Below are 22,672 nucleotides of genomic sequence, written 5' to 3'. Positions count from 1 at the left end.
TTTTTTAACAACTTGTTTTGTTGTTGTCGCCTCATCGAAGCGACTTAAATAATATATCATGTTAACCCGTAATATGTCAACAACTTTTTAAAATTTATTTTTAGAAGTTGTTGAGATAAAAAATAATCTCAGTCGCATTTCTTAACGACTGAGATATATATTATCATGGTTTATAGGTGTTGTAAATAGATAGTTGGAAATTTTTTATGATTTTTCGGATAGTCCATTAAAAAATAGATTCAATAATACTGCCACAATGGTTCCTGCTACTGTTCCTGAAGTGGTGATCCAACTTAACCATGCTGGTAAATTGGAAAAGGCTTCTGGCATAACAGCGACCCCTAGACCAACCGCAATTGAAGCCGCAATAATCATTGAATCATCATCACTAAGGGACATTGAACCTAATTCTCCAATTCCGAAAGCGAGAACATTCCCAAATAAGAAGACCATTGCGCCTCCTAATACAGGTTTAGGAATCATCGTCGCCAATACACCAAGTTTAGGAACAAATCCTAGCAGTAACATAATAACCACTAAATTCGCAATTACTTCTCGTTTACGCACACCGGAAACTTTGATAACTCCTAAATTTTGGGAAAAGGCTGTCTGTGGTGTGGTATTAAATAATCCAGCTAATATAAATGAGAGACCAACAGAAAGATACCCACGACGTAAGTCCCCTTCACTTAGACGTTCATCATCTTCTAATAAACCAAAGTAGTTTCCCGTAGCTTCTATAAATGTCACAATCCCAACAACTGTTAAAGTAATCACACTACCAAAATCAACTTCTGGCGTCGCTAATGCAAATGGCATTGGGAGTTGGAACCAACTGGCTGATTGTAATGCAGATAAATCAACCATCCCTAGAAATGCTGCACATATAGTTCCGGTAACCATTCCTATTAACGTCGAAATCGATTGTACAAATCCTTTAGTGAATCGATAAATAATTAAAATAATGACTAATGTAATAAATCCAACGATTAAATTTTGCAAGCTACCAAAATCAGCCGCTCCATCGCCACCTGCCCAGTTAGTAATCGCTACAGGAATTAAAGTAATCCCTATTAGTGCCACAACTAAACGTGTAACTAATGGGGGAAACAAGCGATTCAGTTTAGCAAATGCTGGTGCCAAGAAGAGCATAATAATCCCAGCAACTAAGAGTGACCCAAAAGCAACACCAGGACCGTGCGTTGATCCAATTTGAATCATCGGCGCAACGCCAGTAAATGTACTCGCTAAAACGACTGGTAATCCAATACCAATGACACGTCCTCGATAGACTTGTAGTAATGTCGCTAATCCACAAATCGCAATATCAGCTGCTACCATATAGGCTGTTTGCGTTGCATTAAGTTTCCAAGCTCCAGCAATTAAAATTGGAACAACTACTGCCCCAGCATACATCGCTAATAAATGTTGGATACTTAAGGTAATATTTTTCCACTGCCACATCTCTTTAAAAGAAAAATTTTTCATAAGCGCTCCTTTTGAATACTAACTGTTGCCACCAACTATATTATTGATTAATGACCCTCTTCAAAAGTAATTTTGTCTTTTCCTAATTCTTTAATTCGTGCGACAGAATACACATCGATACCTGCATCTTCTAATTTTTGACGTCCAGGTTGGAAAGATTTTTCAATACAAATACCAACCCCAGCAATTTCTGCTCCTGATTGTTTGACAATATCAACTAATCCTAATGAAGCTTCTGCATTAGCTAAGAAGTCATCAATAATGAGAACACGATCATCTGCAGATAAATATTTAGAAGAGACAATAACACGACTCGTTTTATTTTTAGTAAATGAATGAACATCATGCGTATATTGATCTTCAGATTTCATTGTCGATGGTTCGGTTTTTTTCGCGAATACCATTGGCACTTGTAATTCAGAAGCTACCCAAATAGCTGGCGCAATGCCTGATGCTTCAATGGTTAATACTTTTGTAATGCCTTTATCTCCAAAATAATCAACAAACTCTTTAGAAACTTCATTCATCACGACTGGGTCAATTTGATGGTTCAAGAATGAATCCACTTTTAAGACATCTTCATTTAGTGCAACCCCATCTGATAAAATACGCTCTTGCAAATAACTCATTTATTGTTCCTCCTCTAAATTTATCCTTCAAAAAGTAAGTCTATTATACGAAGAGTAATTAAGAATTTCAATGCAAAGTTCGGGTTTCAACATAATCCCTCACTTCCTACAACTAAAAAACTCCTAACAGTTTAAAACTATTAGGAGTTACGCGTTAATCTTGCCATTGACGTTCAATGAATGGTTTCCGTCCTGAACCAACAGAATAACGAGCATAATGTTCTGGATTTTTCTTGTAATAATATTGATGATAATCTTCAGCTGGCCAAAAGTCACTTGCTGGCGTAATCTGCGTCACGATCGGTTGGTCAAAACGACCACTGGCTTCCAACTGAGCTTTAGATTGTTCTGCTAACACTTTTTGTTCATCATTATGATAAAAAATTTCTGGACGATAAGAATCGCCACGGTCAGCAAATTGCCCCATTGCGTCAGTAGGGTCTGTTTGTTGCCAATAAATATCTAGCAATTCATTATAACTAATCACATCAGAATCATAAGTGATTTGCACCGCTTCCGTATGTCCTGTTGTTTCTGAACACACTTCACGATAAGTTGGATGATCGACATGGCCACCAGTGTACCCTGAAATCACTGACTCAATTCCTGGCATTTCGTCAAATGGTTTCACCATACACCAGAAACAGCCACCTGCAAACGTTGCTTTTTCCATTGTCATATGATGACCTCCTTTTGCTTCACTTTACACTATTACTCACTAGCAAACAAACGATTTGACCACTCTTCAAACATGTCCGCCATAATCCGACTAATATGAACAAAACGGTTAATCGCTAGAACATCTTCAGTTGGATAAATCGTGTTTTCTAAGGTCGGTTCATTGAATAGGGTGTCATAGAAAGGAGCCCTAGTTACTACTGTATTAACAGCTTTATCTTTATCTAACGGTGCATTTAAAACAATACGTCCTTTTGCATTATATTGCCAAGCAGACGAATAAGAAGTTTCGATATGATTTGACAGGTCATAATTATGAGGGACAAATAACCCAACATCTTCACCATAAACTAATGACGTCGTTTCAGATTGACCTTTGGAAATGTCAGCCGTTTGTCCATCCGTAATCGCTTCACCTTTTGATTGTAAGGTTACCCATTCTAATTGGTTTTGTAAGTAGTCAAGTAATCGATTGGTTTCTCCATAACGCGCCTCGTCAGAATCTGCTCCCATCGTAATCGCATAGACTTCTCGTCCAGCAATTTCTGTAATGACAATAATACATGATCCTGCTTCTTCTTCGGTTCCGGTTTTCAATCCATAAATATCAGACCGTTCATGAGGTAAGCCTGGTAGAAATTTATTGTGATTCACCAATTCATACGTTTCATCTTTAGAAACTGGAAATTCTTTCCTAGAGACTTGAGCACGATCTTGGATTTCTGGATATGTTTTCACTAATTCTCTAGCCAAAAATAGAATATCTCGAGCTCGCATTTTATTTTCCTTATCTAGGGAACTCGCATCCCCATTATCAGTCACCAAATATTGCGCCTTCATTCCACTAGCAGTATAAATTTCATAATCAGAAATACCAAGTTCCGTTAGTTTATCTTTCATTAGTGACACAAAGCCTTGCTCACTACCACCAATTTCCTCAGCTAACGCTACAATCGCGGCATTCGCTGAACCAATAATCGTCGCATCAATTAAGTCAGATACCGTATAAAAATCTTTTGATTCTTTTAATGGCACATTAGCATAGCCAGGCAAAGTCGCTAATTCTTCAACTTCTTTAGATACTGGTACTTTCGTATCCATCGACAATTTGCCATCATGAATGGCATCATAAACAACAAATAAACTTAATAATTTCGTCAATGACGCAATTCCATGTAATTGATTGTCATCTTTTTGATAGAGAATTTGTCCACTTTCATTATCAATCGCTAAAGCGGAATCCACTGATAGGGATAATTGATTCGAAAAATCCTCAACTGAAGGCGAGGTCTGTTCCTCAGCAAAAACCAACGTTGGAGCAACTAACTGTCCGCCAATTAAAAACAGACTAAAAGCTACCCAAAACTTTAACAAGCTAATCATTAACTATAAGCCCTCCTTTGTATAAGTATTGGGAAGTTCAAAAATAAAACGTGTACTTTCTTCATCTGATTCCGCCCAAATACGACCATGATGAAGCGTCACAATACTCTCCGTAATCGCTAATCCTAAACCGCTACCTTTAATGCCTTGATTACGAGAAGGATCGCCACGATAAAATCGTTGAAAGAGATTATTTAATACATCATCATCTATTTGATTCCCATCATTCGCCACCGTAAAACGAGTGACTTCTGGTTGTGGCTCAACCGTTAAACGAACCCATTTACCACATCCACCGTATTTAAAGGCATTCGTTAATAAGTTAGCAAACACACGGACCATCTTTTCACTATCCATTTCGACATACAGATCTTTTTGAGGTGCATCAACAATAATTGACCGCCCCACTTCATTCGCTTCAATTTCGAATTCAACAGCTAATTGTGCCAACATATGAGGGACATTTACCTTATCAATCGTTAATGCGGTATTCACTTGACGAACTTTCGTATATTCGAATAAGTCCTCTACCATTCGTTGGAGCTGTAATGCTTTGTCATAGGCAATTTGCGCATATTGATTGGCCTGATCCTCACTTTTATAGCGATGACCTTGTAGTAATCCTAAATAACCAATGACTGATGTTAACGGCGTTCGGATATCATGACTCATATTCGTAATCAATTCATCCTTCGATTGTTCAATTCGGCGCTCCTCTTCCATAGCTTTAACCGTACTATCCACTAATCGGTTAATACTATTCACCACTGGCTCCATGGAACTCGCCTTATCAATTTCAATACGATGATCATAGTGTCCTTGCGAAATATAATGCAATTCTTCCAGAATATAGCCCAGTTGAATCGTCCGCCGCCGTCTATAAATTCGCCAGACGACAAAAGCGACACTTCCAACTAAATACATCAATGTGAAACTCACAAAGAAGGTTTGTTGGAAGCGTAAGACACTCATCATCGCATCAGGATGATTTAAAATAAAAATAGGGTAATACTCTTCATAAAATACAATAAATAAAAACATTAAGCCGAAGTAAGCAATCATCAAAATAGCTAGCCAAACGACGGCTTCAATAATCACTTCGACACGTTCGCGTCCTTTACGTTTCTGCACGAAGATTCGCCTCAAATCCTTAATCTATTATTCGGGAGAGACAATTTTATAGCCAACGCCCCAAACAGTTGAAATCACTTTATCTCCGTTGGTGGCATCGCCAATTTTGTCCCGTAAATGGCTCACATGAACCATCACTGTTTTTGCTGAAACCACAGCTTCTTGTTGCCAAACACGTTCAAAAATTTCATCCGCACTAAATACCGTGTTAGGATGACTCGCTAGTAAGTATAAAATACCAAACTCTAACGCTGTTAATTTGATTTCTTCGCCTTCAATCGTTTTGACAATGTGAGAATTTTTGTCGATAACTAGCGGTCCAATTTCAATCACATTACTATTTTCTTCTTGAGAACGTGACCGACGTAACAATGATTTTACTCGTGCCATGACCTCTAATGGGTTAAATGGTTTTGTTACATAATCATCGGCTCCAGTTGTTAATCCAGAAATTTTATCCATATCCGTTGATTTAGCACTCAATAATAGAATCGGAATATTCATTTGGCGATGACGTAACTCTTCAACAACAGCTAAGCCGTCTTTCTCTGGCATCATAATATCTAAAATCATCAAATCAGTGTCAGGATTCGCAGATAATTGTTCCAAAGCTTCATTTCCGTCATAAGCTTTAACCACATCATAATCTTCATTCGCAGAGTAAATACTTAATAATTCAACGATTTCTTTGTCGTCATCTGCAATTAAAATTTTCATTACTGTTCACTCTCCATCATAAACTTGTCTATCTGTTATTTTACCAAAGTTTACCGAATGATTAAGGAAAATACTACTTAAAACGGTTTAAGAAACTGTTAAATCGCTCGCTAAGCATTGTGATTCATCAATCGAAGACATAAAAAAAGAGCCTGTCTCCAGGCTCTTTAGGTTAATATCTAACCTTTAGAATAGTTAGGTGCTTCTTTCGTAATTTGGATATCATGTGGGTGAGATTCAATTAAACCAGCACCTGTAATACGGACGAATTGAGCATTCATACGTAAGCTGTTAATGTCACCTGCACCAACATATCCCATACCAGCTTGTAAACCACCAATCATTTGGAAAATCGTATCAGTTGCTGTTCCTTTGTACGCAACACGACCTTCAATACCTTCTGGCACCATTTTATTAGATTCAGAAACTTCACCTTGGAAGTAACGGTCAGCAGAGCCTTTTTTCATTGCGCCTAAGCTACCCATTCCACGGTAAGTTTTGAAACGACGACCTTGGAAGATTTCAAATTCACCTGGTGATTCATCTGTACCAGCTAACATAGAACCAAGCATAACGGCATGTCCACCAGCTGCTAAAGCTTTAACAATATCACCAGAATATTTAATACCACCATCAGCAATAATCGTTTTGCCATATTCGTTAGCGACACCAGCTGCATCATAAATGGCAGTGATTTGTGGAACACCAACACCAGCAACGACACGAGTGGTACAAATAGAACCAGGTCCGATACCAACTTTTACAACATCGACACCTGCATCATACAATGCACGAGTAGCTTCTGCTGTCGCCACATTACCTGCAATAATTGTCGCATCAGGGAATGAGTCACGGAATTCTTTAATTTTACGTAGAACGCCGTCTGAGTGACCATGAGCGGTATCGATAACAATCGCATCTGCTCCAGCATCTAATAGAGCAGCCCCACGTTCAAACGTATCAGATGTTACGCCAACAGCAGCCGCACAGATTAAACGCCCTTTATCGTCTTTAGCTGAGTTTGGATAATCTTTAACGCGTTCGATATCTTTAAACGTTAATAATCCTGTTAAATGATTATCTTCATCAATAAGTAAGAGTTTTTCAATACGATGTTCTTGTAAAATTTTACTTGCTTCTTGTAAAGTCGTTCCTTCTGGAGCAGTCACTAAATCTTCTTTAGTCATCACATCGCCAATTTGTTGGCTAAAATCTTCAATAAAGCGAATGTCACGGTTAGTAATAATACCAACTAATTCATGAGATTCTTCACTTTTAACAATGGGTACCCCACTAATATGGTATTGACCCATTAATTGATCTGCTTCTTTAATAGTATTTTCTGGGAAGAGATAGAATGGATCAGTAATAACACCAGATTCAGAACGTTTTACTTTACGAACTTCTTCTGCTTGTTGTTCAATTGTCATATTTTTATGGATAACCCCTAAGCCACCTTGGCGAGCCATCGCGATGGCCATTTTAGAATCAGTGACGGTATCCATACTGGCAGATAATATCGGAATATTTAATTTTAAATTTGGTGCTAACCGTGTACGTAAATCGACATCATGCGGTAAGACGTCACTAGCTTGTGGTACAAGAAGAACGTCATCAAATGTTAAGCCTTCTTTAGTAAACTTGTTTTCCCAATTATTCGTCATTACAATAGCCATCTCCTTAAATATTTTTATCAACTTTACCACTTGCATACTCACTAGTCAACGGTTTTTATTAAAAACGAACGTAATTTTATATATTTATTTAAAATGTTCGGTTTTATCGTTTAAGAATGTGTGATTGTTAAAAAGAGATTGGAATTATTTTCCAATCTCTTAACTTTTATTAAAATAGTGTTCCTGTAATTCCATGTGCTTTTTTGAACCACCAACGACCCGCTAAGGCAATCACACCTAGAGCAATATAAATGAACGGTGGCATGACCGGATTAATAGCAGGTGGTAACAATTGTGTCATCGAAATAAAGAAAATCCATAAAACCATTACCCCTACAGCTGATAATAAATACCGACCCATTCCACGTTCCCCTTTTGGTTGGTTAACATCGGGTTGGTTTTTCGTAATCACTGCCATAGCGAAACCACCGATCACAAAGTTAAGTAGCATCGTAATCACACCGGCAGATTGTGCACCTTCTGTTCCATTACCAAATAGCATAATAATCCCATTGATTAAGGCGAAGACACCACCGATAAGTAAGCCACCTTCAACGACATATTGCCAGAATGGTGCGGATTCTTGCGGCGTCGCATTGTCATAGTCGCCATTTTCTAATTTATCTGCATAACCACGTGGCGTTCCATATAAGTGTTTCGCTGTGACTCCACTTGTTTGATGGGCAACTAATTCATGTAACATCTCATTTTCTTTTTCTAACCATTCACCATCAAAATCTCGATGCGCCATTTCTTTATTTAGTTGGTGCATAAAGGCATTATTCTTATTCGTTAATTGCGGATACAATTCCGCATTCTCCCGCTCCCAATTCGCACGTGAGGCGGTCATATCGACTTGTTCATGTTGTTTTTTTGCCATAACTCTCCCTCACTTACACGTTAAAGCGGAATAACATCACGTCGCCATCTTGCACGACGTAGTCTTTCCCTTCAGACCGATATTTTCCGTGCTCTTTGGCTGCTTGTGTGCTACCTAATTCAATTAAATCATCGTAGCTAACAGTCTCTGCACGAATGAAACCACGTTCAAAGTCAGAGTGAATAACACCTGCAGCTTGTGGTGCTCTCATCCCTTTACGGAATGTCCATGCACGAACTTCTGGTTCACCAGCTGTAAAGAATGTTTCTAATCCTAATAAAGTATAAGCTTGTTGAATCAAGACATCTAAACCAGATTGTTCCATCCCTAAATCTTCTAAGAACATATCGCGATCTTCTTCATCCAACGTAGCTAATTCTTCTTCAATCTTAGCGGAAACAACGACAACTTCAGCATCGTCTTGAGCTGCAATGTCACGCACTAATTCCACATAGTCATTACCTGTCGCGGCATCGTCTTCTTGAACATTTGCCACATATAAAACAGGTTTCATCGTTAATAAGTACATTTGTTTAATGAATGGATACTCTTCTTCTGTTAAATCCACAGTTCGTGCAGATTGTCCAGCTTCTAAGGCATCTTTCACTTTTTTCATTGCTTCTGCTTCAACTACGGCATCATGATCTTTTGATTTAGCCATTTTAGTCACTTTTTCATAACGTTTAGAAACAGATTCTAAATCCGCTAAAATTAATTCTAAATTAATCGTTTCAATATCTTCAGCTGGGTCAATTTTACCACTCACGTGAGTAATATTCCCATCATTGAAGCAACGAACCACATGACAAATAGCGTCAACTTCACGAATGTTCGCTAAGAATTTGTTTCCTAGTCCTTCACCTTTACTAGCACCTTTTACAATCCCGGCAATATCTGTAAATTCAAACGTTGTCGGAATCGTTTTTTTCGGTTGATACAAGTCAGATAATTTATCTAAACGTTCATCAGGTACTTCGACTACCCCAACATTTGGGTCGATAGTTGCAAACGGATAGTTTGCTGCTTCAACGGTAGATTTTGTAATTGCATTGAATAATGTGGATTTCCCAACGTTAGGTAATCCGACAATTCCAGCTGTTAATGCCATATTAATCCTTCACTCTTTCTTTATTCAGTTTCACTTGCTTTTTCTAAACGAGTATTCATTTTTTTCTCAAACTCACGCCGTGGCATCAATACAGATTGGCCGCATCCTTGGCATTTAATCCGAATATCAGCACCCATACGAATGACACGCCACGCGTTATTCCCACACGGATGTGGTTTTTTCATTTCTACGACATCATGAAGTTCATAATTTTTATCTTTAGCCATTATGTCCTCCTTAATCATCCAAACGAATATTTAAAATATCTAGAATTCGAGTCAAATCATTTTCAGATAAATACTCAATTTCAATTTTTCCTTTTTTACCTTGGTTTTTAATTTTAACAGATGTGCCAAATCGATCCATTAACTTATCTTCACTCTCACGAATATAGGCAGGTTTAGGCGGTTGTTTCGGTGTTTTCGTCACTTTTTGCACGGGCTCATTTAATGTTTGGATCAATTTCTCTAAGTGACGAACCGTCATTCCTTCATTAACGACTTTTTTCGCTAACCGTGATTGATCTTTTTTATTTTTTAATCCTAATAAAGTCCGCGCTTGTCCCATAGATAACGCGCCCGTTTGCACGAGTTCTTTGACATCATCATTCAAACCAAGTAATCGAATATGATTAGCAACATGCGTCCGGCTTTTACCTAATCGTTGACTCACTTCATCTTGGGTTAGATGTAGCTGTTCCATCATATTTTTGTACGCTGTGGCTTCTTCTAAAGGCGATAAATCTTCTCGTTGAAGATTTTCAATAATCGCCACTTCGACCATCGCATCATCTGACATGTCGCGAACAATGGCGGGAATGGTTTCTAAACCAGCACGTTTTGCTGCTCTAAAGCGACGTTCGCCAGCAATAATTTCATACCCTTTGATGGCAGATTCACGGAGAATAACCGGTTGAAAGACTCCTTGTTCTCGAATAGAAGCCGCCAATTCTTCCAATGCTTCATCATCAAAATGTGTTCGTGGTTGATAAGGATTCGGGCGAATCTTATCTAACGCCACTTCTTGAACTCGATTGTCATCAATGGTTGCTTGATCATCAGAAACGACTTCCTTCGTTTCTTCAAAGATATCCTCACTGGGCGCAAACAAAGCATCAATTCCGCGACCTAAGCCTCTATTCTTCTTCGCCTTCGTCATTTCCTAACACTTCCTTTGCCAGTTCCAAATAGACTTTCGCCCCGCGTGACTTAATATCATAATCAATAATTGATTGTCCATAACTTGGCGCTTCTGACAACCGAACATTCCGTGGAATCAAGCTATCATACACTTTTTCACCAAAGTATTTTTGGACTTCTGCAACGACTTCGTTCCCTAAGTTCGTCCGTGAATCGAACATCGTCATCAAGACACCTTCAATTTTCAACTGACGGTTAAAGTGTTTTTGCACTAATTGAATGGTATTCAGTAATTGACTTAATCCTTCCAACGCATAGTATTCACTTTGAACGGGAATTAATACGGAATCCGCTGCTGTAAAGGCATTAATCGTTAAGTGTCCTAGAGATGGTGGACAATCAATGAAAATATAATCGTAATCATCAACAATTGGCTGTAATGCTTTTTTCATCCGTGATTCACGATGCGTTAGATTCGTTAATTCCACTTCGGCACCGGCTAGCTGAATCGTCGCTGGGACAGCCATTAAGTTTTCTCGTGACGTTGGAACGATAGATTCCTCAATCGCCACTTCATTAATCAGCACATCATAAATATCCGCTTGTACTTCAGCTTTAGGGATGCCTAGTCCACTAGTGGCATTCCCTTGCGCATCGCTATCAATTAGCAATACTTTTTGATCATTGTACGCTAAAGCTGCTGCCAAATTAACGGTCGTGGTTGTTTTACCCACGCCACCTTTTTGGTTAGCTACCGCAACAATCTTACCCATCTTAAACCTCCTAGAGCATGCTAAAGACTTTTAACATGTTTTTTCCTATTTTTTCGAAATGAAAAGGACTATAACATCAGTCACAGCCCTTGCATTCATTAAGTAGGGCGTTCCTACTTTTCGCTGTTATTAAACTCACATCATTATTGTATCAAAAAATCACTTATTATGCTTCTGGAAACGATAAGAAATTGGTGTAAAATGATGAAAGATTAATTTTTTAAATACTTATACAAACTTAGCGGCAATGTTTGTTCAAAATCAAGTTGCATATGAACAACTGACGTTCCTTTCCCTTGATTATTAATGACGGTTGTCTGCGTAATCGTTTCACGCTGTGGTTGCACACGACCTAAATAATAAAATTTCTTATCTTGTTCGAGAGCTCTTTTTTGTACAAACATTAAGATGTTCCAATTATCCTCATGTTTTAAAATTTTGATTTCTGGCGACTGTAAATTACGAGGGGCTTTTGAATACCAGTGCATTGCTTGTTGACTGAGTAATTCGTCCCCATATTTTACTTGAGCACCTTGAAAATCGTCTCCCTTATCCAAGGTAACAAAAATAAGAAATAGATGTCGCTCTTTGTCTAATTTATATCCTCCAATATTTACTCCAGGAACTTGTTCTTTAAAATTGGCGAGCTGTAACGCATCGTCTCGCGTATATTTTTCATACATCGTAAACATATGAGTTTGATCATAATCTTTGCCATTCAATTTAGCCGTTTCAATGCTATCCATAAATAAATCATAAAACATTGGCTCTTCTAATGCTTTTACTAATTCATTTGATAATGAAATACCGTTATCAGTTATTGTAATTAATGGGCATCCAGCATATCTTTTAGCACTAGCTGAGACGTAATAAGTCAATGACAATACTTGCAACGTTGAATGAACCGTTTCATCATCAGCTCTGAGACCATTTTTATTAAATAGATTAACTATTTCTTTTAAAGATATCTCTTTTTGGCTTAATAATCTTTCTAGTAGAACAACTTCATTTAACCGTTTCCCACCAATAAGCTCTAAATGCATAAACTTGAGTAAAGTTTCTGCCTTTTTAGAAATCACCGGAATATCTTTCTCCATTTTCTGTAAAAAGAAATAGTAACCTTTATTATTTTTAGATGCTAATAATTCTGGATCTAACGTTCCTGTTGCTTTAAAATCCGCTAGTAGTGGGACACGATTTAAGCGATTTTTTAGTTGTAAATATTTCTCTTTTAGTTGTCGCATATCATCCGGCTTAAACTGATCAATCGCTTCAAAAATACGTTTTTTGGCAATTTGCTCCATATTAACGGCAGAGATTCCAGAAATATATTGCGTTTCTAATGTTCCTCGGCGAATATTATCTAAATCGTTCGAATAGTCACCCATCAAAGCCATAGGAATCATATAATTATTCGAATAATTTCCAATAAAATCTATAATCGTTACAAACTCTTTATTTGGTGACTTTCTTAAGCCACGACCTAATTGTTGAGTAAAAACAATAGTAGATTGTGTATTCCGTAACATAATCACTTGATTAATAGCAGGAATATCAATCCCTTCATTAAAAATATCAACAGTGAATATATATTCTAGTTCGCCATTCTCTAATCGTTTTACTTGCTCTTCTCGTTCAGGCATAGAAGTTTGCCCAGTAAGAGCCACAGATTTCTTACCTCTCTCATTAAATAATCGTGCTAATTCATAACATTCTTCGCGTCGACTACAAAAAACTAAACCTTTAGTCTTAACTCCAGATGTTTCGTAATAAGCAATTTTTTCTAACACAAAATCAACACGTTCTTGACTGACTAATTGTTGTAACTGTGTCGTTTCGTCAATCGTTTCGCCATTTTTTTCAAAATCTGTGACACCAAAATAATAAAACGGACATAATAATTCTTCATTTAACGCATCCTGTAGCCGAATTTCGTAAGCAACATTATTATCAAATAATTCATAAATATTAAAATTATCTGTTCGTTCAGGCGTTGCTGTCATCCCTAATAAAAATTGCGGTTGAAAATAGTCAATAGTTCTCAAATATGAATCAGTTCCTGAACGATGAACTTCATCAATTAAAATATAATCGAAAGCCTCAGGATTAAAAACTTTATACACATCTGGTTTAGAAATTGTTTGAATCGTTGCGAATAAATATTTTTTATCATAGTCTTTACTATTCCCTGATAAAATACCGTAATTATCAATAGGGCCACCAATCACTCGATGAAAAGACTTTAACGCACTATGAAGGATTTGCTCACGATGAACAATAAATAATAATCTATCTGGATGACATTGTCTGGCATCTAACGCTGCTAAATAGGTTTTCCCTGTTCCAGTTGCGGAAATGACCATTCCTCTATGTTCTCCAGACTCTCGTAATTGTTCTAGTTGTTCCAATGCTGCAGATTGCATTTTATTCGGTTGAATAGTTTTAGAATCACTTGATTTTTCCGCAACTAAAGCTAAATTTTCCCTAGTAATTGGTTGATAATTTTCCGCATATTGAATAATCCATTCTTTAGTTAATAGTGTACTTAATTGCCATTCCATTTCAATATGTTCTGTTAACTGGTGCAGAATTTCTCCGTGGTCATACGACGTTAGAAATACATTCCACTCATAGTTTGTTTTTAATGCCGTCATTGTAAGATTAGAGCTACCTATAATAAAAGATTTATAATTTTCGTGATAAAATAAATAACCTTTAGCATGAAAACCGGATTTGGGAGATATTCGAACATCTAAATTAGGAATTTTCAATAATTCTTGAAAGGTCTCTGGCGCGTTAAAAGCTAAATAATCAGAAGTTAATAATCGTCCTTTTACACCTTTACGATTTAAATCCGCTAATTGTGTCTTAATCGCATTTAATCCTCCAGGTGTTATAAATGCGATCGAAAAAAGAAATGATTGACACTGTTCCAATTGTTCCTGTAAAAGATTTAATAAAAACTCATGCTTATCCGGTTGATTAATCACTAATTGAGGATCTAATTCACTTCCCGTATTATTTTTATCAATAAAAGCTTTACGTAATGACGTCTCTAATTTGTCCATGGCTTATTCCTCATCTTTTATTTTTATCAATTTTTCTACAGTTGGTATATCAGCTGGAGCCCAATCTAGTTGTTCCAATTCATTAGAATATAACCATTTAATATTTTGATGTTCAGTTAAATGAACATCCCCATCCATTAACTGGCAACAATAAGTCGTTAAACAAACTTGTCCAAAATCATAAATATATTCTGCATATTTGAATGCTTCTTTCTCAACACATACATCAATTTGCAATTCTTCTTTGATTTCTCTCATTAACGCCTCTCTTGGCGTTTCATTTTCTTCAATTTTTCCACCTGGAAACTCCCATAAACCTGCTAAAGAATGCCCTTCACCACGTTGAGCACATAAAATTTTTTTATCTTTAATAAGGATAGCTCCTACAACATCAATTTTTTTCATTATATACACCTTGCTTTTATAAATAGTAAATACTTTCTTTACTATTTTATAGTATTTCATTCATAATTTCTTCAAATCTCGTGACTACTATATAACCATACCAAATAAAACTTTTCTTCATACATCTTTCTCCTCCCAAAAATGAAAGATATGTACAAAAAGCCTTCCTTATGGAGGGCTTTTTGTTTGTCTTTTTTGCTTATTTGGAATCATTCTATTGACAAGATGTAAAGGCTTTCGTATAATAGAAGTATCAAATCAATACCTTATGAGCAAGTAACCGATTATTAGGTTGCCCGGTCAAGCCGTGAAAAGCTTGGCAGCAGATGTCGATAATAAGACGTATCTGTGAGACAGTTTCGATTCTGTCCACGGATGCGTCTTCTTTTAAAATAATAGAGGAGGGATTCTGATGAAAATCAGAAAACAGACATTTAATAAAGGTGAAGGGATTAAAAGTTTAGTCTATGGTGGTTTGGATGGCACCATTACAACTTTTGCAGTCGTTGCGGGGGCTACTGGTGGCGCTCTCGATATGCGAGTCATTATTATTTTAGGATTCGCCAATCTACTCGGTGATGGGATTTCAATGGCTGTTGGAGATTATGTTTCAAGTAAATCAGAAAAAGAATATGCAGAACATCATAAACAAGAAATTGAAACGGAATATAATGAAGACCAGTCTGCTCAAATGTTAGAAGAAAAAGGTTTAAGCGCCATCGACGCCCATCATTTTGCGGAAACATTAAGTCACTATGATGCAGAAACGAGAGATAACTTATTAATAAACGATGACGAAGAAGAATCTAACCCAATTATTAATGCGATTATTACATTTATCTCTTTTGTTATTTTTGGCTTATTCCCATTACTTATCTTCATTTTTGCTTATTTCAATCATGATTTAATTCCGATTTCATTTATCACATCAAATATTTTAACGTTCACAACGCTGTTTATTCTTGGTGCCGTTAAAACAGTTGTCACAAAAGGCAATTGGTTCAAATCAGGTTTAGAAATGTTAATTGTCGGAGGATTAGCAGCTATGGCAGCTTATGGAATCGGTGTCGTATTAGGTGGTGTCTAAAATTTTTGGGGAAATCATTATTTTCACCCATAATCTTCATAATTTCTTCACATTTAACCTTTATTATACAACCATACCAAATAAAACTTTTCTTCATACATCTTTCTCCTCCCAAAAGAAAGATCGTTAAAAAACGTGTTGCTTGCTCGCAACACGTTTTTTTATCTTTTGATGCCAATCGAATTCTTTGCGTTAACTCTTATCATTCGTTATGATGAAAGTAACAAAGCTTTAAGGAGGCTAATTATGTTAAAAATTGCAGCAGTTTTAACCGACTTATTTGAAGACTCTGAATATACTGAACCTAAAAAAGCATTAGAAGATGCTGGACATGAAGTTGTGACTATTGGATTAGAAGCAGGCGAAAAAGCAACTGGTAAAGCAGATGGTACAGAAGTAACTATTGAAAACGCCGTTGCGAATGAAAACCCAGCTGACTACGATGCGCTATTAATCCCTGGAGGTTACTCTCCTGACAAATTACGTAAAGATGATGATATGTTAGACTTCGTTCGTCACTTCGCATCTCATCGTAAATGGATTTTCACAATTTGCCACGGTCCACAATTAATGGTGAATGCAGGAATCTTAAGCGGACGTAACATGACAGCCGTTAAACAAGTTGCTCAAGACGTTATTAACGCTGGTGGTAACTTCTTCGATGAAGAAGTCGTTATTGACGAACCAGGACGTATCGTTTCTAGCCGTACACCAGATGATTTACCTGCCTTCAACAAAGCCATTGTTGATGTACTAGACAAATAATCTCAGGTAATCCACTAACGTCCTTCCAATATATTGGAGGGGCGTTTTTATTTTGCCTACAATCCAATCGTTTCTACTATTATATCCCTAGAAAGGATAACTTATGAAAATCATTATCTCACCCGCAAAGGAATTATCAGCTGACGCCATTTCTAGTCAACGTTTACCCATCCTAATAGATCAAGCCAAGCAATTGAGTCATGCCAGTGATTTTAAAGATGATACTCACTACTACGAAGCCTTATCTCTTTATAATGGTTTACAATTCCGTTATTTAAAAGCAGACTTACAACCATCTGACATCAATTTTCTTGACGACCATCTCTATATTCTATCTGCACTCTACGGCCCGGTGAAACCACGTGATGGTATCCGCCCATACCGCAAAGATTTCAAAACAAAAGGATTGTATAAAGCATGGGGTGATGCCTTTTATCAAGTGATCTCTCAATCACAAGAACCAATTTTAAATCTAGCAAGCCAAGAGTTTAGTAAAACCATTACTCCTTACTTAACTTCTAACGACACCTTTATTACTTGTCATTTCTTCGAAGAAACAAATGAAGGCCAATGTAAGAAACATTCCACAATTTCCAAGAAAGCACGAGGCCAACTTGTTCACTGGATCGCTAAAAAACGTATCTATATGATTGAAGACGTCAAAGCATTTAATGATATGGGCTATCATTTCGTAGAGAGTGAATCTAGTGATAATGAGTGGGTGTTTGTGAGAGAACGAATGAAAAAGGACTGACTATCAAATCAGTCCTTTTATCATTTATTCAAACGTCAAATCTTCTCCATTTGTCGCAATGACTTTTTGATACCAAGCAAAGGAATCTTTTTTCATCCGTTTAAAACTTCCTTGTCCCTTATCATCGCGGTCGACATAAATCATGCCATAACGTTTAGACATTTGGCCGGAAGTAAAGGAAACCAAATCAATAATTCCCCATGGAGTATATCCCATTAACTGTACGCCATCATAATTGACGGCTATAGCCATTTGTTCAATATGCTTCGTCATATAATCCATACGATAATCATCATGAATCTGTCCATCAGCACTGATTTCGTCATAAGCTCCTAAGCCATTTTCAACAATGAACAATGGTAATTGATAACGATCCCATAATCGATTTAAAGTAATTCGCAATCCCATTGGGTCAACTGTCCATCCCCAATCACTACTTTCTAAATACTCATTTTCAACTTGATAAGGTACTTGCCCATGTACATTGGCTTCGTCATGTGTCGTTTGATTATCAATATCTACCGCATTCGACATATAGTAGCTAAATCCTATATAATCCACGGTACCATTCGCTAAAATTTCAGCATCACCCTCTAAGATTGGAATATTGAATCCTTCTCGCTCAAAATGTTTCAACGCATATTGCGGATAATAACCACGTACTTGAATATCAGGGAAGAAATAACGTAATCGCATCGCTTCTTCAGATAGCATAATATTCGCTGGATTGGCATTATTAGGATAGATTGGTACATGCGAAATCATATTTCCAATTTTAAACTCAGGATTAATGGCTTTTCCTTTAGCTACAGCAAGTGCACTTGCTAGCACTAAATGATGAGCTGCTGTATACATCACTTCTTCAGGATTTTCATCGTCTTCAACAGTCACTCCTGCATTTGTCCATAAGAAAATAGGATTGGTATAATCCATCATGTTATTGATTTCATTAAACGTCATCCAATATTTCACTTTATCTTGATAACGTTCAAAGACCGTTTCTGCAAATTTAACAAAGAAATCAACGACTTTTCGATTTTTAAATCCACCATATGTTTTCGCTAGATGAAGCGGCATCTCAAAATGCGTTAAAGTGATAACTGGCTCAATTCCATTCGCTAACAATTCATCAAACAAATCATCATAAAATTGTAAGCCAGCTTCATTTGGTTCTTTTTCATCTCCATTAGGAAAAATTCGTGCCCAATAAATAGAAGTTCTAAAAACTTTCAATCCCATTTCTTTGAAAAGTTGGATATCTTCTTTATAGTGATGATAAAAATCTACTGCTTCATGATTCGGATAATAAACACCATCTCGCACTTCGTCATGAATTTCACGAGGTTGTCCAGCAGCACCTGCTGTTAACACATCAGCTACACTTGGTCCTTTACCGTCTTCTAGCCAACCGCCTTCTAATTGGTGAGCAGCAACAGCGCCACCCCATAAAAAATCTTTCGGAAATTTACTCATAATTACCTCCTGAATATTCAAAGTTATAATTATCTAGTGTTACTTTAAACGAGAATAACTGTTTAGGCAAAAGGAAAATTTACATTTAAACAAAAAAGCCTTGAATAATTACTTTCTTAGTAATTATCCAAAGCTTTTTCTATATTATTCTATTTTTATTGTTGTTCTTGTTCTTTTGCTAAGTATTCTGCATTACGTTTTTTCATTTGTTTTGCGTACCAAGCAAATAATCCTAAGTATGCTACTGAAGCTAATACTAAGTAAACGATAGACATAATATTACCAACATTTGCAGTACCAACTAGATAAGCAACAAATTTTTCAATTGGTCCTTCTAGAGTAGAGTGAGTAATTAATGATCCAGCTGCTAATCCGTCTGGGAATGCACCAACATTGATTGCCATGTCAGTTACGGCTGGAGCAATTAATGTATCTGCCCATAAGAAGACTGGTAACATAAAGATACCAATTACAATCATACGCATAATTTTACCACGAGTAATAATTAATAATGATGGTGTTAATCCCATCGCAATAATACCACCTAAAGGTAAGATTTTGTTTCCTGGTAAGACTAACGCAATAACTAACATAATTGGTGCTAATACGTTAGCAGCAGCCCACATTTCAGCACGACCTGCAATAAATGGCCAGTCAAGACCAATATTAAATTGACGACCTTCGAAACGTTTATTAGCAAAGTTTGTAATTCCTTGTGACAATGGTTCTACAGATTCGATGAACCATGAACCAATAATTGAGAATAACTGCAAACAGAATGCTGCTGTAAACGCTAATTCAAAGATTTCAGTTAAGCTTTGTCCACCTAATAAACCAATAATAATACCTAAGTAAATACCGATAGCAAATTTAGATCCCCAGAAACCAATACGATCATTTAATGCAGCAGCATCAAAGTCATATTTATCTAACCATGGGAATAATTTATCAATGATTCTATCGAACAACATAACGATTGGATTCATCATATAGTTCATATGAGTACTTGTCATTGGGTTTTCTGCAGGTGCTCCTAGTAAATCATTGAATGTTGGTTTCATTAAATCAGAGTTAATGATTTTTAATCCACCGACAATTAATACAAAAATTGTTGTTACTAATAGGTTAGCTCCTAAATATCTTGCAATAATTGCTGTAATCGCTAAATGCCATACGTCGAAAATGTCGACATCTAATGTGTTCGTTTTATTTAAAACTAACATAATAATGTTAAGAATAACTAATACCATTAAGAAATAAAGAGTTAATGGTGAACCCCAAGTGATTGTTGCTAATGGTGCCCAACCAACGTCAGTGATTGATAATTCTACACCTGTATTTTCAACAAAAGCTTGTAATGCTTCTGAGAAAGCTCCAGTTAAAATACCAATGACGGCACCAATCGCTGTTAAGGCAATCCCTAATTTCAAACCACCTTCAAGTGCTTTTGTAAATTTTACTTTAAATAACAAAGCAATTAAGGTTAGGATAATTGTCATTAAAGGCCCAGCACCTAAGTCAATTAAGGGCTGGAATATCGTATTCGCAAAATCTATTACCGCTTGCATCTTTACACCCCATTCATAAATATTGCTTTATAAGACTATTATTTTAATTTTTTAATTTCTGCTTCAACTTTATCAAATACTGGTTGAGCCATTGCTGGAATACGATATAAAATTGGACCAGCTTCAACAACTGGAATATCTACTCCATAAGTATCTGTTTTTGAAATTGGTGTATAGATATCGTATTTACCTAACACTTCTGAGTTAACATCTTTGACCATTAAAGCATCCACTTTAATATCTTTGTGTCCTCTTTTTTTCATTTCTTCTGTAATTGCATTTGCAATTTGATGACTTGAGTTAACTCCGGCTCCACATGCTGCTAAAATTTTAATCATTTTCTCCACTCTCCAATACTTTTTTTGCAAATTTATAGACATCATTACTATTATTAATATCTGCGATTTCTTTTAACACTTTTTTATCAGAGCTTGTAATACCGCTCATAATTTTTGCTAAAATATTTGATTGTCCTGATGAATCATTATTTAAAATCATAAACATAAAGTTTACTTCTACTTCGCTAGAAGGATCAATCATGTTCCGCATTTTGAAAGGAACATTCAATTTGATAGGAATTACTTTTTGTGTTTTCACATACTCACTTTCTGTATGTGGAATAGCAATCCCACTCACATCTGAAAAAATTGGACTAATATCTAATGCTGTTGGAAAATCTTTTTCCCGTATTTTAATTTGTTCAGAAAATTCTTCTGTTACTAAACCTTCTTCAAAAAGAATCTTTCCAATCTCTTCAAATACTTCTGAAGATGATTCTTTTGATGTAATATAACAATATTTTTCATTAACTAAAGTATCAGCGTTCATCCAATTCCACCTTTTCAGTCCATGGTGTTGCTGTTTCTTTTAGAACATCACTTAATGATTCGATATTTTTGCGTCCCATTTCGCCTAACCATTGACGTGATCCTTCATCACCAGATTTGACGAATTCTTCTACTGAATCTTTCCAAGTAGCACGTCCACATAAGACACCATTAAATTTAGTTCCAGCTTCTTTAGAGAATTTCAATGTTTCTTTAAATAAGTCCATTGAAACACCTGCACTTAAGTAAATATAAGGAAGATTTGTTGTTTCATCTTGTTCTTTAAAGTAATTTAAAGCTTCTTCTCTACTATAAACAACTTCATCTGAACCAAAAGATTCCACATAGTTCATATTTACAGGAACTTCTACTTTTAGAACATCGACGTTATAGCGATCTTTAGAGAATTCTTCCATTGCTTTATTTACTTTATGAGGTTTTACTTTGGCGTATTCAGCACTTTTAGCATCTTCAATATTCGCATCATAAGAAACGATTTCTAAGAAGAACGGCATATCTTCTGCCATACATTCAGAACCAATCCGCTCAACAAACGCGTGTTTCTGATCGTTTATTTCGTCTCCTTCATCTACGTCATAATATAGAAGAAACTTAACGGCGTCAGCACCTTCTTCTTGTATACGTTTAGCAGACCAATTAGGTAATAAATCAGGCAAACGTCCTGGTTCTGTCGCATCATATCCCGTTTCTTCATATGCTAACAGAAGACCTGCTTTTTCATGACGTTTTTTAGCTGCTGGTAATCCATATTCTGGATCTAATAAAATTGAAGAAGAATACGGAGTTAAGACTTCAGATATTCCCACTTTAAAGTCTTCTATCGCTTTCTGAATATCCGATACGCCACCTCCAGATTGAATCATTTTTTTCAATGATCCTCTTTGGTCAATTGCTAAAGCTGAAATAACTTTCGAATCTGTAGAAAGGTTTTCTAATCTTTCATATTTTTTGTTCGAAATTTTTTTCATTATAGCCCTCCTTTTGTTCACCTTTGTTTCTTTTTGTTTATTATTGTCACCCTAAATAATAAACGCTTTCATGAGTCGTGTCAAGGCATTATTTTTATTTAATTTATTATTTCACAATTATTGACATTCCTATT

22 protein-coding genes are annotated in these 22,672 nt (G+C 36.3%); 3 read left to right on the top strand and 19 right to left on the bottom strand.

Annotation, left to right across the window (positions count from 1 at the left end; genetic code table 11):
* Nucleotides 1-204 precede the first annotated feature (204 nt).
* From B8955_RS06375 to B8955_RS06310, 14 genes are all read right to left on the bottom strand, one after another.
* A complete protein-coding gene (locus B8955_RS06375; RefSeq protein ID WP_084099401.1) occupies nucleotides 205-1,488 on the bottom strand; it encodes a nucleobase:cation symporter-2 family protein in 1,284 nt (427 codons plus the stop codon).
* A gap of 47 nt (nucleotides 1,489-1,535) precedes the next feature.
* Nucleotides 1,536-2,117: a xanthine phosphoribosyltransferase gene (locus B8955_RS06370; protein ID WP_084099400.1), complete on the bottom strand. Its 582-nt coding sequence runs from the start codon at nucleotides 2,115-2,117 to the stop codon at nucleotides 1,536-1,538.
* A gap of 154 nt (nucleotides 2,118-2,271) precedes the next feature.
* Nucleotides 2,272-2,796 (bottom strand): peptide-methionine (S)-S-oxide reductase MsrA, encoded by a 525-nt coding sequence (gene msrA, locus B8955_RS06365; protein ID WP_084099399.1) that lies wholly within the window; start codon nucleotides 2,794-2,796, stop codon nucleotides 2,272-2,274.
* 32 nt (nucleotides 2,797-2,828) lie between these two features.
* Nucleotides 2,829-4,178, bottom strand: a complete 1,350-nt coding sequence (locus tag B8955_RS06360; protein ID WP_084099398.1) for a D-alanyl-D-alanine carboxypeptidase family protein — start codon at nucleotides 4,176-4,178, stop codon at nucleotides 2,829-2,831.
* A 3-nt stretch (nucleotides 4,179-4,181) separates the two neighbouring features.
* Nucleotides 4,182-5,309: a sensor histidine kinase gene (locus B8955_RS06355; protein ID WP_084099397.1), complete on the bottom strand. Its 1,128-nt coding sequence runs from the start codon at nucleotides 5,307-5,309 to the stop codon at nucleotides 4,182-4,184.
* 27 nt (nucleotides 5,310-5,336) lie between these two features.
* Nucleotides 5,337-6,026 carry a response regulator transcription factor gene (locus B8955_RS06350; RefSeq protein WP_084099396.1) on the bottom strand — a complete coding sequence of 230 codons (690 nt, stop codon included), beginning with the start codon at nucleotides 6,024-6,026 and terminating at the stop codon, nucleotides 5,337-5,339.
* Nucleotides 6,027-6,205: 179 nt separating this feature from the next.
* On the bottom strand, nucleotides 6,206-7,690 hold the full coding sequence (guaB, locus tag B8955_RS06345; protein WP_084099395.1) for an IMP dehydrogenase: 1,485 nt from the start codon (nucleotides 7,688-7,690) through the stop codon (nucleotides 6,206-6,208).
* Between the two features lie 181 nt (nucleotides 7,691-7,871).
* Complete coding sequence (locus tag B8955_RS06340; protein WP_084099394.1) at nucleotides 7,872-8,582, bottom strand: DUF1129 domain-containing protein; 711 nt, start codon at nucleotides 8,580-8,582, stop codon at nucleotides 7,872-7,874.
* A 13-nt stretch (nucleotides 8,583-8,595) separates the two neighbouring features.
* Nucleotides 8,596-9,690, bottom strand: a complete 1,095-nt coding sequence (ychF, locus tag B8955_RS06335) for a redox-regulated ATPase YchF (RefSeq protein WP_084099393.1) — start codon at nucleotides 9,688-9,690, stop codon at nucleotides 8,596-8,598.
* Nucleotides 9,691-9,710: 20 nt separating this feature from the next.
* Complete coding sequence (locus B8955_RS06330) at nucleotides 9,711-9,917, bottom strand: DUF951 domain-containing protein (RefSeq protein ID WP_084099392.1); 207 nt, start codon at nucleotides 9,915-9,917, stop codon at nucleotides 9,711-9,713.
* Between the two features lie 10 nt (nucleotides 9,918-9,927).
* Nucleotides 9,928-10,848 (bottom strand): ParB/RepB/Spo0J family partition protein, encoded by a 921-nt coding sequence (locus tag B8955_RS06325; RefSeq protein ID WP_084099391.1) that lies wholly within the window; start codon nucleotides 10,846-10,848, stop codon nucleotides 9,928-9,930.
* Nucleotides 10,826-11,602 carry a ParA family protein gene (locus B8955_RS06320; RefSeq protein ID WP_084099390.1) on the bottom strand — a complete coding sequence of 259 codons (777 nt, stop codon included), beginning with the start codon at nucleotides 11,600-11,602 and terminating at the stop codon, nucleotides 10,826-10,828. Before B8955_RS06320 ends, B8955_RS06325 begins: the two co-directional genes overlap by 23 nt.
* Nucleotides 11,603-11,814: 212 nt before the next feature.
* Complete coding sequence (locus tag B8955_RS06315; RefSeq protein ID WP_084099389.1) at nucleotides 11,815-14,670, bottom strand: DEAD/DEAH box helicase; 2,856 nt, start codon at nucleotides 14,668-14,670, stop codon at nucleotides 11,815-11,817.
* Nucleotides 14,671-14,673: 3 nt separating this feature from the next.
* The gene (locus tag B8955_RS06310) at nucleotides 14,674-15,075 is read right to left on the bottom strand and encodes a (deoxy)nucleoside triphosphate pyrophosphohydrolase (protein WP_084099388.1); all 402 of its coding nucleotides are present in this window, start codon (nucleotides 15,073-15,075) and stop codon (nucleotides 14,674-14,676) included.
* 412 nt (nucleotides 15,076-15,487) lie between these two features.
* Between B8955_RS06310 and B8955_RS06305 the strand changes: the two genes are divergently transcribed.
* The 3 genes from B8955_RS06305 to B8955_RS06295 all read left to right on the top strand — a co-directional run bounded on the left by B8955_RS06305 (nucleotide 15,488) and on the right by B8955_RS06295 (nucleotide 17,681).
* The gene (locus tag B8955_RS06305) at nucleotides 15,488-16,162 is read left to right on the top strand and encodes a VIT1/CCC1 transporter family protein (protein WP_200804278.1); all 675 of its coding nucleotides are present in this window, start codon (nucleotides 15,488-15,490) and stop codon (nucleotides 16,160-16,162) included.
* A 246-nt stretch (nucleotides 16,163-16,408) separates the two neighbouring features.
* The gene (locus B8955_RS06300; protein WP_084099387.1) at nucleotides 16,409-16,927 is read left to right on the top strand and encodes a type 1 glutamine amidotransferase domain-containing protein; all 519 of its coding nucleotides are present in this window, start codon (nucleotides 16,409-16,411) and stop codon (nucleotides 16,925-16,927) included.
* Nucleotides 16,928-17,030: 103 nt separating this feature from the next.
* Complete coding sequence (locus tag B8955_RS06295) at nucleotides 17,031-17,681, top strand: YaaA family protein (RefSeq protein WP_084099386.1); 651 nt, start codon at nucleotides 17,031-17,033, stop codon at nucleotides 17,679-17,681.
* A 24-nt stretch (nucleotides 17,682-17,705) separates the two neighbouring features.
* Here B8955_RS06295 and B8955_RS06290 read toward each other — a convergent pair whose 3' ends face one another.
* The 5 genes from B8955_RS06290 to lacD all read right to left on the bottom strand — a co-directional run bounded on the left by B8955_RS06290 (nucleotide 17,706) and on the right by lacD (nucleotide 22,538).
* On the bottom strand, nucleotides 17,706-19,154 hold the full coding sequence (locus tag B8955_RS06290; RefSeq protein ID WP_084099385.1) for a 6-phospho-beta-glucosidase: 1,449 nt from the start codon (nucleotides 19,152-19,154) through the stop codon (nucleotides 17,706-17,708).
* A gap of 155 nt (nucleotides 19,155-19,309) precedes the next feature.
* Nucleotides 19,310-20,722, bottom strand: a complete 1,413-nt coding sequence (locus tag B8955_RS06285; protein WP_084099384.1) for a PTS galactitol transporter subunit IIC — start codon at nucleotides 20,720-20,722, stop codon at nucleotides 19,310-19,312.
* A 38-nt stretch (nucleotides 20,723-20,760) separates the two neighbouring features.
* On the bottom strand, nucleotides 20,761-21,060 hold the full coding sequence (locus tag B8955_RS06280; RefSeq protein WP_084099383.1) for a PTS sugar transporter subunit IIB: 300 nt from the start codon (nucleotides 21,058-21,060) through the stop codon (nucleotides 20,761-20,763).
* On the bottom strand, nucleotides 21,053-21,550 hold the full coding sequence (locus B8955_RS06275) for a PTS sugar transporter subunit IIA (RefSeq protein WP_084099382.1): 498 nt from the start codon (nucleotides 21,548-21,550) through the stop codon (nucleotides 21,053-21,055). The genes B8955_RS06280 and B8955_RS06275 overlap by 8 nt, the downstream gene beginning before the upstream one ends.
* The gene (gene lacD / locus B8955_RS06270; RefSeq protein ID WP_084099381.1) at nucleotides 21,540-22,538 is read right to left on the bottom strand and encodes a tagatose-bisphosphate aldolase; all 999 of its coding nucleotides are present in this window, start codon (nucleotides 22,536-22,538) and stop codon (nucleotides 21,540-21,542) included. Before lacD ends, B8955_RS06275 begins: the two co-directional genes overlap by 11 nt.
* Between the last annotated feature and the right edge of the window lie 134 nt (nucleotides 22,539-22,672).

Source organism: Aerococcus suis (assembly GCF_900176325.1).
GTDB classification, from domain to species: Bacteria; Bacillota; Bacilli; order Lactobacillales; family Aerococcaceae; genus Aerococcus; species Aerococcus suis.
Note: the sequence above shows the minus strand (reverse complement) of the source record. Positions and strands in the feature narration are given on the sequence as shown.